Annotated in this window: 12 protein-coding genes, 1 tRNA gene and 1 pseudogene; 11 read left to right on the plus strand and 3 right to left on the minus strand. The window is 65.1% G+C overall.

The window, feature by feature from the left end:
- Positions 1 to 35 precede the first annotated feature (35 nt).
- The 6 genes and pseudogenes from ACE10X_RS18540 to ACE10X_RS18565 all read left to right on the plus strand — a co-directional run.
- Positions 36 to 995 carry a catechol 2,3-dioxygenase gene (locus ACE10X_RS18540; RefSeq protein ID WP_038384071.1) on the plus strand — a complete coding sequence of 320 codons (960 nt, stop codon included), beginning with the start codon at positions 36 to 38 and terminating at the stop codon, positions 993 to 995.
- 159 nt (positions 996 to 1154) lie between these two features.
- Positions 1155 to 1625 carry a DUF1801 domain-containing protein gene (locus ACE10X_RS18545; protein ID WP_038384072.1) on the plus strand — a complete coding sequence of 157 codons (471 nt, stop codon included), beginning with the start codon at positions 1155 to 1157 and terminating at the stop codon, positions 1623 to 1625.
- A 214-nt stretch (positions 1626 to 1839) separates the two neighbouring features.
- Positions 1840 to 3117 carry a sulfite dehydrogenase gene (soxC, locus tag ACE10X_RS18550; protein WP_038384073.1) on the plus strand — a complete coding sequence of 426 codons (1278 nt, stop codon included), beginning with the start codon at positions 1840 to 1842 and terminating at the stop codon, positions 3115 to 3117.
- A gap of 34 nt (positions 3118 to 3151) precedes the next feature.
- A complete protein-coding gene (locus tag ACE10X_RS18555; RefSeq protein ID WP_051002926.1) occupies positions 3152 to 3649 on the plus strand; it encodes a c-type cytochrome in 498 nt (165 codons plus the stop codon).
- Positions 3650 to 3787: 138 nt separating this feature from the next.
- Positions 3788 to 4096 (plus strand): BA14K family protein, encoded by a 309-nt coding sequence (locus ACE10X_RS18560; protein WP_063709667.1) that lies wholly within the window; start codon positions 3788 to 3790, stop codon positions 4094 to 4096.
- Positions 4097 to 4398: 302 nt separating this feature from the next.
- A pseudogene (locus ACE10X_RS18565) lies at positions 4399 to 5643 on the plus strand (amino acid permease); the annotation flags it as partial.
- On the opposite strand, the gene ACE10X_RS18570 reads toward ACE10X_RS18565, so the two are convergent.
- Positions 5639 to 5740, minus strand: coding sequence for a cytochrome c3 family protein (locus ACE10X_RS18570; protein WP_375764590.1), 102 nt, complete (start codon positions 5738 to 5740; stop codon positions 5639 to 5641). The pseudogene ACE10X_RS18565 and the gene ACE10X_RS18570 overlap by 5 nt on opposite strands.
- A gap of 85 nt (positions 5741 to 5825) precedes the next feature.
- Here ACE10X_RS18570 and ggt point away from each other — a divergent pair, with 85 nt between their 5' ends.
- Positions 5826 to 7562 carry a gamma-glutamyltransferase gene (gene ggt / locus ACE10X_RS18575; RefSeq protein WP_051002924.1) on the plus strand — a complete coding sequence of 579 codons (1737 nt, stop codon included), beginning with the start codon at positions 5826 to 5828 and terminating at the stop codon, positions 7560 to 7562.
- Between the two features lie 118 nt (positions 7563 to 7680).
- Here the strand turns inward: ggt and ACE10X_RS18580 are convergent, their stop codons facing one another.
- Positions 7681 to 8016 carry a hypothetical protein gene (locus tag ACE10X_RS18580; protein ID WP_244435761.1) on the minus strand — a complete coding sequence of 112 codons (336 nt, stop codon included), beginning with the start codon at positions 8014 to 8016 and terminating at the stop codon, positions 7681 to 7683.
- A 553-nt stretch (positions 8017 to 8569) separates the two neighbouring features.
- Here ACE10X_RS18580 and ACE10X_RS18585 point away from each other — a divergent pair.
- The 4 genes from ACE10X_RS18585 to ACE10X_RS18600 all read left to right on the plus strand — a co-directional run bounded on the left by ACE10X_RS18585 (position 8570) and on the right by ACE10X_RS18600 (position 12335).
- Positions 8570 to 11050, plus strand: a complete 2481-nt coding sequence (locus tag ACE10X_RS18585) for a penicillin-binding protein 1A (RefSeq protein ID WP_375764450.1) — start codon at positions 8570 to 8572, stop codon at positions 11048 to 11050.
- A gap of 206 nt (positions 11051 to 11256) precedes the next feature.
- On the plus strand, positions 11257 to 11664 hold the full coding sequence (locus tag ACE10X_RS18590; protein WP_080583308.1) for a hypothetical protein: 408 nt from the start codon (positions 11257 to 11259) through the stop codon (positions 11662 to 11664).
- Between the two features lie 16 nt (positions 11665 to 11680).
- Positions 11681 to 11754: transfer RNA gene (locus ACE10X_RS18595), tRNA-Gln, on the plus strand.
- Between the two features lie 173 nt (positions 11755 to 11927).
- Positions 11928 to 12335: a GNAT family N-acetyltransferase gene (locus ACE10X_RS18600; RefSeq protein ID WP_038384077.1), complete on the plus strand. Its 408-nt coding sequence runs from the start codon at positions 11928 to 11930 to the stop codon at positions 12333 to 12335.
- Positions 12336 to 12362: 27 nt separating this feature from the next.
- Here the strand turns inward: ACE10X_RS18600 and ACE10X_RS18605 are convergent, their stop codons facing one another.
- Positions 12363 to 12869 (minus strand): invasion associated locus B family protein, encoded by a 507-nt coding sequence (locus tag ACE10X_RS18605; protein ID WP_085970581.1) that lies wholly within the window; start codon positions 12867 to 12869, stop codon positions 12363 to 12365.
- Positions 12870 to 12967: the final 98 nt, after the last annotated feature.

Consider the following 12967-nt stretch of genomic DNA (forward strand, 5'->3'; position numbering starts at 1 on the left):
CGTCGATCCGGCGTCGTCGCGGAGGGAGACCGTCCATGCAGCAGCCGGAACCGATCTTCGATCTCGCGCATCTCGGGCACATGGAGCTCTTGACGCCGAAGCCGGACGAGAGCCTGAAGTTCTTCGTCGACGTCATGGGCATGACCGTCAGCGGCCGCAAGGGCGAGTCGGTCTATCTGCGTGGCTGGGACGATTACGAGCGCTATTCGCTGAAGCTGACGGCGTCGAAGACTTCAGGGATGGAGCACATGGCGCTGCGGGCGCGCAGCCAGCAGGCGCTCGAACGCCGCGTTGCCGCGCTGAAGGGCTCGGGCTTCGATATCGGCTGGATCGATGGTGACATGGGGCAGGGGCCGGCATTCCGCTGCCGCGATCCCGACGGCCATGTCATCGAGCTCTATTACGAGACCGAGTGGTACGAAGCGCCGTCCGAGCTGAAGCCCGCGCTGAAAAACCAGGCGCAGCGCTTTCCGGCGCGCGGCGTCAATGTCCGGCGGCTCGACCATCTCAATTGCCTCGCGGTCGACATCAAGGCCAACCGTCTGTTCTTCGAAGACTACCTCGGCTGCCGCACCACCGAGCAGATCGTGCTCAATGACGGCACGGAGGCCGCGATGTGGATGACGATGTCGAACAAGAGCTATGACTTCGCCTATACGCGCGACCATTACGGCAAGCGCGGCCGGTTTCACCATGTCACCTACGCGCTCGACAGCCGCGAGGAGATCCTGCGGGCCGCGGATATTTTTCTCGAGCACGGGGTGCATATCGAGACCGGGCCGCACAAGCACGCGATCCAGCAGACCTTCTTCCTCTATGTCTATGAACCCGGCGGCAACCGCGTCGAGGTCGCCAACGCCGGCGCACGCCTGATCCTCGCGCCGGACTGGAAGCCGATCGTGTGGGCCGAGGAAGAGCGCAAGAGGGGACAGGCGTGGGGGTTGAAGACGATCGAGTCGTTCCACACCCACGGCACGCCGCCCGTGATCGACTAGATGCCAGACCGCCACACGAAAGCCGCCTGAGCGCGTCGATACGCCGCCGCGAACACGCGCGGTCGCTGACGACAATACCGACGCGCAACCGATATGATCCGGCTCGCGAGGACAGACGCTGCGCTGCGCGCGAGACGTGAACCGGTGAGAACGAGCACAATGGCTGGCAAGACGCCGAAGACGTCGGCGAAGAGTGCGAAAAAGAGCGCCGTGAAGCCTGGCACTGCAAAGCCGCGTCTGCTCGCAGGCGGCAATCCGCAGATCGCCAAGGGATATGGTGACGCTCCGGTGCAAGCCTATATCGCCGCGATGCCGGGGTGGAAGCGCGACGTTGGACGCAAGCTTGACGCGCTCATCGTGCATACCGTCCCCGGCGTGCGCAAGGCGGTGAAGTGGAATTCGCCGCTCTACGGCATGGAAGGGGAAGGCTGGTTCCTCGGCATCCATGTCTTCACGCGCTACGTCAAGGTGGCGTTCTTTCGCGGCGCGTCGCTGCATCCGGTGCCGCCGGGCGAGTCCAGGCAGCAGCACACGCGCTATCTCGACATTCACGAGAACGACGAGCTCGACGAAGCCCAGTTCACCGCGTGGGTGAAGCAAGCCAGTCAATTGCCCGGCGAACGGATGTGAACGCAAGCAAGACTGTCGAACAACGGCCATCACGCGCCGTCGATGCGGCTATGCGCGATGGAGCATTGCTTCGCCTCAGCTGTTTGGTGTTAGGCTGCACCAGAGCACGATGAATCGTCATCGCGCTTTGGATTGTTGTCCTGGCATGATCTCTTCGGAAAACCGCTTCGCACTTTTCCGGATCATGCCCTGGTAACGTCAGAGGAAAACGTCGATGAGCGAACACACGACGGACAAGCACGTGCGAGAGGCGTCTCGTAGGCGATTCCTTCAGGCCGGTGCAGCACTGGCCGGTGGCTCCGCCATGTCGGGAGTTGCCGGTTCTACCGCGCTCGCCGAACAGGGGAATAATCTTCCGCCCAATGTGCCGGAATGGATGAAAGCGCCCGGCGACCCGATGGGAAGCCAGCCCTATGGCACGCCGTCGGTTCACGAGAAGGCGGTCGTCAAGAACATCTCGAAGACACTGTCGCAGTATATTTCCGCCTCGGGCCGCACGCCCTTGCAGGAGCTCGACGGCATCATCACGCCGAACGGTTTGTTCTACGAACGCCACCATGGCGGCGTGCCGACCATCGACCCGGCCGAGCACCGGCTGGTGCTGCATGGCATGGTCGATCGCCCGCTGGTGTTCACGATGGAGGATATCCGCCGCTTTCCGTCGCAGTCGCGCATCCACTTCCTCGAGTGCTCCGGCAATCCGGTCTACACCAAGCCCTACGGCAAAACGGCCTCCGACCTCGTCGGCCTCCTGAGCTGTGCGGAATGGACCGGCGTGCCGCTGAAGACGGTGCTGGACGAGGCGGGCCTGCAGGCGGGCGCCAAATGGATCGTGGCCGAAGGCGCCGACGCGGCTGCGTTGACGCGCTCGATCCCGATCGAGAAATGCCTCGACGACGCCATGCTGGTCTACAGCCAGAATGGCGAGCGGCTGCGCCCGCAGCAGGGCTATCCGCTGCGCCTGTTGCTGCCCGGCTTCGAGGGCAACATGAACGTGAAGTGGCTGCGCCGGCTCAAGGTCGTCGCCGAGCCGGCCTATTCGCGCGAGGAGACCTCGAAATACACCGACCCGATGCCCGACGGCACGTCGCGGGAATTCACCTTCTATATGGAAGCCAAGTCGATCATCACGCGGCCGTCCGGCGGGCAGAAGCTGACCACGCAGGGCTTTCACGAGATTACCGGCATCGCCTGGAGCGGTCACGGCAAGGTCAAGAGCGTCGAGGTCTCGCTCGACGAGGGCAAAAGCTGGCAGCAGGCCGAATTGCAGGAGCCGGTGCTGACGCGCGCGCTCACGCGCTTCCGCTTGCCCTGGCATTGGGACGGCAAGCCCGCCGTGATCCAGAGCCGTGCCATCGACGAGACCGGCTACGTCCAGCCGACGCTGGCGGAATTGGTCAAGGTGCGCGGTCTCAACTCGTTCTACCACAACAACGCGATCTGGCCCTGGCGCATCGATGCGAATGGTGAGGTGACCAATGGCCAGGCGTAAGCTCAAGGCGGCGTTCCTTGCGAGTGCGGTCGCGATGCTCGCCACTGCCGGGCAGGCCGAGGATCGCTTTGGCATCGGGCGTGCGGCAACGCCTGCCGAGATCGCCGGCTGGAATATCGATATCGGCCGTGACGGCTCCAACCTGCCGCCGGGCAGCGGCAGCGTCGAGCGCGGCCGCACGGTGTTCAGCGAGCAATGCGCGGCGTGCCATGGCGACAGCGGGCAGGGCGGCGTCGGCGACCGCCTGGTCGGCGGACAGGGCACCCTGGCGAGCCCCAAGCCGATCCGCACCGTCGGCAGCTATTGGCCCTATGCGCCGACGCTGTTCGACTACATCCGCCGCGCGATGCCGCAGAACGCGCCGCAGTCGCTGGGCAATGAGGACGTCTACGCGGTTTCCGCCTACATCCTCAGCCTGAACGGCATCGTGCCGGCCAATGCGGTGCTCGACGCCAGGTCGCTCGCCACGATCAAGATGCCGAACCGCGACGGGTTCGTCTCCGACCCGCGGCCGGACGTGCATAACCATTGAGCGGCAGGCCACGGCTGGCTTGCTCGCAGCATCGTGACGCCGTGGCCCCTGTGCCCGGAGGATTGCCGTCCCTATCTCCGTTTGGGGGCGGCTCGGCCGTCATCCGGCACACGTTTGTTGATCGATAGGAGAGGCCGCATGACCAGGTCATGGGCAGTCGCAGCCGCCATGCTGCTCGTGGGAATGACGTTCACGCCGGTCGCCGCCCAGATGTCGGAGCCGGCATATTTCGACGCGCAGAATCCCGGGCGCAGCGCGATCAACGGCGGCGCCCTGACTCCATGGGGTGAGGCCCAGGAGGCCGCGCAGCGCGGCGGCAATCCGGCGAACGCCTACGGTGCCATGCCCGCGGCGGAGCCATCTTCCGCCTGCGCGCGTTACCGTTCATTCGATCCCGCGTCCGGCACCTTCCTTGGCCGCGACGGCCGCCGCCATCCCTGCCGATAAGGCCCTGCGCCGCGCTTGGCGGTGGATAACGGCGCCGGCATTCGCCCGGCGCGCGAACGACTGGACGTTAGGCGCGTTATAGTCTGCCGATCGTGTTGGGTCCCGCCGGACCCGAGCGGCGGAGGACGCCCGGCGTGACAGACGCTCTGGCCGGTTTCTGGGACCGAAAGTCGACCTCGGACCTGTTGCGGGAGGCGGCGCGGGCCGACGGCGACGCGGAGACGCCGGTCTTCAGGCGCTCGCTGTCGGCGTTGCAGCTGGTCACGCTCGGCATCGGCGGCATCATCGGCGCCGGCATCTTCGTGCTGACGGGCCACGCGGCCGCCGCCAATGCCGGTCCCGCGGTCACGCTCTCCTTCATGATTGGTGCGGTGGCCTGCGCCTTCGCCGGCTTGTGCTACGCCGAGATGTCGTCGACGGTGCCGATCTGCGGCAGCGCCTACACCTATGCCTACGCCACGCTCGGCGAACTGATCGCCTGGATCATCGGCTGGGATCTGATCCTCGAATACGCGGTCGGCGCGATCGCGGTCTCGATCGGGTGGTCCGGCTATTTCGTCAGTCTGATGCGCGATTTCGGCATCAACCTGCCGCAGCAATTCACCTCGGCGCCGCTGGCCTACGACGTCAACACCGGCGCGTGGTCGTCGACCGGTGCGGTCATCAACATCCCGGCGATGGCGATCATCGCCTTCGTGACCACGCTGCTGGTGGTCGGCATTCGCGAGTCCGCGCGCTTCACCAGCTTCGTCGTCGTGGTCAAGCTCGTCGTGATCGCGCTGTTTCTCGCCACCGCGGCTTCCTCGGTGACGCTGGCGAACTGGGTGACGGCGAGCAATCCGGAGGGCGCGCTGATCCCGCCGAATGCCGGTCCCGGCGTGTTCGGCTGGTCCGGCGTGATCCGCGGCGCGGCGGTGGTGTTCTTCGCCTATATCGGCTTCGATGCGATCTCGACCGCGGCGCAGGAGGCGAAGACGCCGGAGCGCGACATGCCGATCGGCATTCTCGGCTCGCTCGTGATCTGCGCCGCGCTCTATGTCGCGGTCGGATTCGTGCTGACCGGCATCGTGCCTTATGACCGGCTCAGTGTGCCCGATCCGATCGCCGTCGGCATCGATGCGGTCGGCATCGGCTGGCTCGGTCCGTTCATCAAGCTAGGCATCCTGTTCGGATTGACATCGGTGATCCTCATCATGTTGCTGGCGCAGCCGCGGATCTTTCGCGCCATGGCGCATGACGGATTGCTGCCGGGCTTTGCCGCCAAGATCCATCCGCGCTTCCAGACGCCCTATGTCTCGACCATCTTCGCCGGCACCGTCGCCGCGATTCTCGGCGGGCTGTTGCCGATCGGGCTGGTCGGCGAACTGGTCTCGATCGGCACGCTGTTCGCATTCACGGTGGTCTCGATCGGCACGCTGGTGCTGCGCGTGCGCGATCCGGAATTGCCGCGTCCGTTCAAGGCGCCGGCGATCTGGCTGGTGGCCCCGGCTGCCGCTGCAACCTCGCTGTTCCTGATGTTCGGCCTGCCGCTCGACACCTGGATCAGGCTGGCGGTGTGGCTAATGATCGGGCTTGTGATCTATGCGGCCTATGGCAGACGGTACAGCCGGCTGCGCGCAGGCGGCGGGGACAGCGCGGGCCTATAGTGCGCGCGCGTGCGGCCTGCTAGATGTACGCGTTGAGATAGCGCTGCAAGCCGCGACAGTCGGCGCAGGTCCCGGGAGGCTTCATGAAAAATCCAAATGCACGCGCGCGGTGGATGGTTGCCGCGCTTGTCTCGATCGCCATCATGGCGCCTGGTCCCGGCCATGCGGCGTCGGTTGCGCCAGTCGCGGCCGAGAACGGCATGGTGGTATCGGCGCAACATCTTGCCACGCAGGTCGGCGTCGAGGTGTTGAAGCGGGGCGGCAATGCGGTCGATGCGGCGGTCGCCGTCGGTTATGCGCTTGCAGTGGCCTATCCCGCCGCCGGTAATCTCGGTGGCGGCGGATTCATGACCATCCAGTTCGCCGACGGCCGCAAGACCTTCCTGGATTTCCGCGAGACCGCGCCGAAGGGCGCCACCGCCGACATGTATCTCGACAAGGAGGGCAAGATTGTCGCCGGCCTCTCCACCAAGGGCCATCTCGCCGTCGGCGTGCCCGGTTCGGTCGCGGGCATGGAATATGCGCGCGAGAAATACGGCACCATGAAGCGCGCCGACGTGATTGCGCCGGCGCTGCAACTCGCCGAGGACGGTTTCGTGCTCGATCGCGGCGACATTCAGATGTTGGATTCTGCGGTCGACGATCTTCGCCAGGATCCGCCCTCGGCCGCGATCTTTCTCAACAATGGAAACCCGTTCCAGGTCGGCGAACGGCTGGTGCAACACGAACTTGCCGAGACGCTGCGCGAGATCAGCAAGCGCGGCACGGATGGCTTCTACAAGGGCTGGGTCGGTGCGGCGATCGTCGCCGCGAGCCAGGGCGGCAAGGGCCTGCTGACGCAGGAGGATCTGGACAACTACAGGGTTCGCGAGCTGGCGCCGGTCGAATGTGACTATCGCGGTTACCACGTGGTCTCGGCGCCGCCGCCTAGTTCGGGCGGCGTGGTGATCTGCGAGATGCTCAACATCCTCGAAGGCTATCCGCTGAAGGAACTCGGCTACCATTCGGCGCAGGCGGTGCACTACCAGATCGAGGCGATGCGCCACGCCTACGTCGATCGCAACAGCTATCTCGGCGATCCGGACTTCGTGAAGAATCCGCTCGAGCGGCTGCTCGACAAGACCTACGCCGCGAAGATCCGTGCCGCGATCGACCCGGCCAAGGCCGGCGTCTCCAGGGACATCAGGCCCGGCGTTCCGCCGCATGAGGGCAGCAACACCACGCATTATTCAATTGCCGACAAGGACGGCAATGCGGTGTCGGTCACCTACACGCTGAACGACTGGTTCGGCGCCAAGGTGACGGCGGCCAAGACCGGCGTGCTGCTCAATGACGAGATGGACGACTTCACCGCCAAGGTCGGCGTGCCGAACCTGTATGGGCTGCTGCAGGGGGAGGCCAACGCGATCGTCCCCGGCAAGCGTCCGCTGTCCTCGATGAGCCCGACCATCGTCTCCAAGGACGGCAAGCCGGTCATCGTGATGGGCACCCCGGGCGGCAGCCGCATCATCACCGCCGTGCTGCTGACCATGATCAACGCGATCGACTACGGCATGAATGCGCAGGAGGCCGTGGACATGCCGCGCTTCCACCAGCAGTGGCTTCCCGAGGCGACCAACCTCGATGACTACACGCTGTCGCCGGACACGCGGAAGATCCTGGAGGGCATGGGCCACAAATTCGGGCCGCCGCAGCCGGCCAACCACCTCGCGGTCATCATCATCGGGGCGCCGTCGCTGGACGGCAAGCCGGTCGGCAACAACCGCTTCTATGGCGCGAACGACCCGCGCCGCAATTCGGGGCTCGCTGCGGGGTATTGAGCGTGACGCCCAACGACAACCCGTAGCCCGGATGAGCGAAGCGATATCCGGGTCTTGCTGAGCTCCCGCATTTCGCTCCGCTCATCCGGGCGACCGCTCCAATTGATCCGCGCTGCGGTCAGGCGACGGCGGTCGACCTGCCGTCGTCGTGCCCGCTGGTCAGCAGCAGGCGCCGGCGGATCGCGTCTTCGACCAGGGCCAGGGATTGCTTGGCTTCGCGCGCCTCGGCTTCGGCGGCCTGGGCCCGGAATTCGGCCGCATCGAGCTGCTCCTGTTGGGACTCGATGCGGCGTCGGGCTTCCTCAAGCGCCCGCGACGCGTCCCTCAATTTGCGCTCGGTGGCGGCGATGATTTCGAGCTGCGCCTGTTCGGCGGCCTCGGCGCGGGCTTCGCCGGCGCGGGCCCTGTCCTCGATGCTGCGGAACAAATCCGCCGCCTGATAGACGAGGTCCAAGGCTTCTGTGCCCATGGCCGATGTGGGTGGTCTTGGAAATCCAAGGACATTCGGGTCGGCCGTAAAAGGCCGTCTAAATCCGCGCAGTGCCATCCAAATCAGCCCGTCGCGAGTCGGTGTATGCCAACAACTTGCGGTAGTTATAGTTAACAAATCCTTAATGTGGCCGGCACGCCGGCGCTGTCCACCGGTTTCTGATGTCGCAGCACCCAAATCGGCGGGCGGATAGGAGAATCGATCCGTCCCGCCCGCGCTTTTCTTTCGTGACGTGCTCTCCGCGCAACCGTAGCGAGACCACAGCGCTATCAGCGCGGCGCGCGAATCGCGCAGCGCTGCAGCGGAGATCGATGCAGCCTCCGCACCGCCAGTCGGCGAGGTCTGCCGATTTGGCTGCGGGCGCGAGCCGGGCTCTATGGCATAAGTTTGACGCCTGGCTTGCTTTAATTCTCCGGTGTTGAATTGCAGGTCCATGGAGCGACCGATATACCGGGCGGCCTAAGTGGCACGCAGCGCGCTCAGAACGAGCGACGTATTCGCCACGGAAATCTGGTCGATGAAATTTCTGTTGCGGTTCTTCGGGTTCCTGTTCACCGCAGGCACCATCCTGTTCCTGGCTGGTCTGGCCGCGGTCGCAGGGCTGTTCTGGCATTTCTCCAAGGACCTGCCCGACTATTCGCAGCTCCAGAACTACGAGCCGCCGGTGATGACCCGCGTGCACGCGGCCGACGGCTCGCTGCTCGGCGAATACGCCAAGGAGCGCAGGCTCTATCTGCCGATCCAGGCGGTGCCGAAGCTCGTGATCAACGCGTTCCTCGCCGCCGAGGACAAGAATTTCTACGAGCATGGCGGCGTTGACTACACCGGCATGGCGCGCGCCGGCGTCGCCTACATCCAGAACTTCGGTTCCAACCGGCGTCCGCAGGGCGCCTCGACCATCACCCAGCAGGTCGCCAAGAACTTCCTTTTGACCAACGAGGTGTCGTTCACCCGCAAGATCAAGGAAGCCTTGCTGGCGATGCGAATCGAGCGGGCTTACTCCAAGGACAAGATCCTCGAGCTCTATCTCAACGAAATCTATCTCGGCCTTGGCGCCTACGGCATCGCCGCGGCCTCGCTGGTGTATTTCGACAAGTCCGTCAATGAACTGACCGTCGCGGAAGCGGCCTATCTGGCGGCGCTGCCCAAAATGCCGGCCAGCCTGCATCCGGTGCGCAACCGTGCGCGCGCCGTCGAACGCCGCAACTACGTGATCGACCGCCTGCAGGAGAACGGCTGGATCACCGCTGCCGACGCCGACAAGGCGCGCAAGGAGCCGCTGACCGTCACCAACCGCAGCAATGGCGCGCACACCTTCGCCGGCGAATATTTCTCGGAAGAAGTCCGCCGCGACATCTTCGAGCGCTATGGCGAGAAGAAGCTCTATGAGGGCGGCCTGTCGGTGCGCACCACGCTCGACCCCAAGGTCCAGGTGATGGCGCGCAAGGCCATGGTGGCTGGGCTCGTGAACTATGACGAGCAGCAGGGCTATCGCGGTGCGATCCAGAAGCTCGACCTGACCAGTGACTGGGGCGTGCCGCTCGCCGAGATCAAGTCGCTGTCCGACATCTCGCCGTGGCGGATGGCGGTGGTGCTGGAGAGCAACGATCAGTCGGCACGGATCGGCTTCCAGCCGGGCCGCGAGCTCGGCGGCGCCATCAGCAAGCAGCGCGAGACCGGCATCGTCACGATGGACGGCGTGCGCTGGGCCAAGAGCAGGGGCAAGACGCCGACATCGGTGGCGCAGGTGCTACAGCCCGGCGACGTGATCTACGCCGACCCGCTCTTCAGCAAGGACGGCCAGCGCGTCGAAGGCCAGTACCGGCTGCGTCAGATCCCCGAACTGTCGGGTGCGATGGTGGCGATGGATCCGCACACCGGCCGCGTGCTGGCGATGGTCGGCGGCTTCTCGTTCGACCAGAGCCAGTTCAACCGCGCGACCCAGGCCTATCGGCAGCCCGGCTCGACCTTCAAGCCGATCGTCTATTCGTCGGCGCTCGACAACGGCTACACCGGGTCGACCATGATGATCGACGCCCCGATCGAGATCGACCAGGGGCAGGGCAACATCTGGCGGCCCGAAAACTTCTCCACCGGCAAGTATCAGGGCCAGGTGACGCTGCGCAACGCGCTGCGGCTGTCGCTCAACACGGTGACCGTGCGGCTGGCGCAGGAAATCGGCATGCCGCTGATCGGCGAGTATGCCAAGCGCTTCGGCGTCTATGACGAGCTGCCGAACTATCTCGCCTATGCGCTCGGCGCCGGCGAGACCACGGTAATGCGGATGGCCACGGCCTATTCGATGATCGCCAATGGCGGCGTCCGCGTGAAGCCGACCTTGATCGACCGCATCCAAGACCGCTACGGCCACACCATCTTCAAGCACGATCAGCGCGAATGCCGCGGCTGCGACGCGCCGGAGGGCTGGAAGAGCCAGCCGGAGCCGCAGCTCGTCGACCGCCGCGAGCGGGTGCTCGACGCGATGTCCGCCTACCAGATCACCTCGCTGATGGAGGGCGTGATTCAGGCTGGTACCGGCACCGCGCTGAAAGACGTCGGCAAGCCGCTCGCCGGCAAGACCGGCACCTCGAACGAGGCCAAGGATCTCTGGTTCGTCGGCTTCTCGCCGGATCTCGTGGTCGGTCTCTATGTCGGCTACGACAAGCCGCGTTCGCTCGGCCGCAACGCGCAGGCCGGCCACACCGCAGCGCCGATCGCGCGCGACTTTCTGAAGCTCGCGCTGGCCGACAAGCCCGCCACCCCGTTCAAGCAGCCGGTCGGCATCCGGCTGGTCCTGGTCGATGCCAAGACCGGCCAGCGCGCCGCGCCTGGCCAGAACAGGGGCGTGGTGCTCGAAGCCTTCAAGCCGGGCCAGGCGCCGCCGTTCAATGATCCCGGGATGGTCGCCGGCACCGATGTGATCGACGGCACCCAGGAGGGCATTTCGCCGGACGCCGATCGGGCCGTGATGCGGTCAGGGACGGGGGGGCTGTACTGACGCCCGCCGGCGGGCATCCGCCGACTAGAACCGTATGGCCTCGTGCACCGCCGCGGCAACGCGACGGTGCGGCGCTTTGTCAGGGACGAGCGGGCCGCAGCGGTTGAACGCGCCGCTTGCGGGATCGACCTATCAGAGAGGTCGGCAGAATCGCTGGAGAATGAGCAGGCCTTCCGCGTGGGAGGTGTCCCGACGGTGGATCGCGAATGATCAGGATGCTCAAGGTCGTCGCTCACATCGTGTGGGCGGTTTCCATGATCGGGCTCGGGACGCTGATCGGCGCGAGCTATGGGTGGGCGCATCACGGCTTAATCGGCGCGATCGCGCTCGGCACCGTTGGTTCAGCGTCGGGGCATTCCTTGCCATCGATCCGCTCATCGTTCTTGAATTCCTTCACGGAGGCCTTTGACGCCGCGACCGAAGGGGAAGGCGCCGCCTGTCGTTGGTCGCATCCGGATGGCCGGCGGTCTGGCCGCGATTTTCACGCCCATTCCCCGCCAACAATACTTGCCAAGCGTGGGACCAAGCGGGTAGAAGGTCGCACTCGCGCGGGTGCTGATTTGGCAGGCGAACCCGCTGCACCGAGATGTCCAGTCATCCAGCTAAGCTGTTGATACCACGGACTATTCTTGGGGAATGGTGTAACGGTAGCACAACAGACTCTGACTCTGTTTGTCTTGGTTCGAATCCAGGTTCCCCAGCCAATCTGCCGCCTTGGCGCGATATCCTCTGAAATCCCGACGAGATTGCCGGGCGCGGCCTGCGCCTGATGCAGGACGCGGTGTGTGCCATCACGACATGAGGGTGGATCAGTCCCGCGTAATCCACCATGGTCTCGCGCGTGTGGTCCGGCTCGTTGCAGTAGAGGTTTAAGCTGATGGACGAAATTCTTTATGCCCGCGAAGCGTCGATCGGCGTCGACGAGTTCATCGAGGTGTTGCGCCAGTCGGGCCTCGGCGAGCGGCGACCGCTGGCGGATACCGACCGGATGGAGCGCATGATCGCCAATGCGAATCTGATCGTGACGGCGCGGAAGGCGGGCAAGTTGGTCGGCGTGTCGCGCGCGCTGACCGATTTCGCCTATTGCTGCTATTTGTCGGACCTTGCGGTCGATCGCGGGTATCAGGGACATGGCATCGGCAAGCGCCTGATCGCCGAAACGCGGCGCTTCGCCGGACCTGAATCGATGTGCCTGTTGTTGTCGGCGCCTGACTCGATCGGGTTCTACAAGACCATCGGCATGCCGCAGCCGGACAACGCGTTCCTCTACAAGCGGGAGCGATAGCGATAACGGCTGGTTCGCTGCGCGGAGCTACTTGATCTTGTCGTAGACCGTCGCGAAGTCGGCAAGCGGCATCGGGATAGAGATCGTTTCCTTGCCGAGGTTCTGGAACGACACCTTGAGCTGCTTGCCCGATTTCAGCTGGTTCAGGACATCGGCGGCGATCGGCGTGTTGATGTAGCAGCCGCGCGCTTCGCAGGTCTGGATCGGTACGTCGACGGCCTTGCCGTCGTCGACCTGCAGCTTGGCCCCGACAGGCAGGTTCAGTCCGAGCGGAAGCTGGATCAGCGCAACCGGCGTGCGGGTGTCGCCGGGAACGCGGATGTTGACCAGCACGATGAGCTGCCCGGTCTTGGTGAGCACCGCGGTCTGTTCCATCGCGCATTCGAGCGGGGCGTCGCGGCTCGCACTGGTGCAGCGCGCGACCCAGCCGGAATTGTTGGGCGCTGCTGCATCAACCTGAGGCGCGGCGGGAGCAGCTGCCGGAGCGGGCGCGTTCTTGCTCTTGGCCGTCTGGGCGTGGCCGGCGTGGGCCATGCCGAACACGGTTGACAGGACGAAGAGCGACTTTGCGACAATCTTCACGATACCGGCTCCGAAATGGACATCTTTCGGATGTGCCGGGATGCCGGCAA

This window comes from Bradyrhizobium sp. Pha-3, from assembly GCF_042258325.1.
GTDB classification, from domain to species: Bacteria; Pseudomonadota; Alphaproteobacteria; order Rhizobiales; family Xanthobacteraceae; genus Bradyrhizobium; species Bradyrhizobium elkanii.